Here is a 425-nt window from a genome sequence, read left to right on the forward strand (position 1 = left end):
TATAAACTCAAAATTGTAAGTAGGAAGAAAAGAATCTTTCAAAATAATCCCTACAATCAAAACAAATAAAAGCATACAAACAGATTGAAAAAAAGATATTTTATTCATAACTATATTATCCGTCCTCTTAAAAAATAATTTATAATCATTTAGAAGATTTTTTATAATCTTTATACCAAGAAAAACAAAGATAACTATTCAATAAAAATAATATAGAAAAAACCAAAGTATTATAAATTAATTTATCAGAAGCAAATAAAATAATTTTTGTAAGTAAAAATATAGACAAAATCAAAGAAAGATAAAATAAAATCTGTTTACTCTTAGAATCCAATATAAACACCTCGACTATAATAATACAAATCTTCTCATGCATTATTATAACTATAACAACCTGTATAGAAATAACAATAATATAAATAATT

General features: G+C 19.5%; 1 protein-coding gene. It reads right to left on the reverse strand.

Features of this window, described 5'->3' with window-relative positions:
• Positions 1-145: 145 nt before the first annotated feature.
• The coding region (locus V7024_RS23805; RefSeq protein ID WP_335524531.1) for a hypothetical protein at positions 146-425 on the reverse strand (280 nt) is incomplete at its 5' end.

The sequence above is a fragment of the Bacillus sp. JJ864 genome (assembly GCF_036963045.1).
In the GTDB taxonomy this organism is placed as follows: Bacteria; Bacillota; Bacilli; order Bacillales; family Bacillaceae_G; genus Bacillus_A; species Bacillus_A pseudomycoides_C.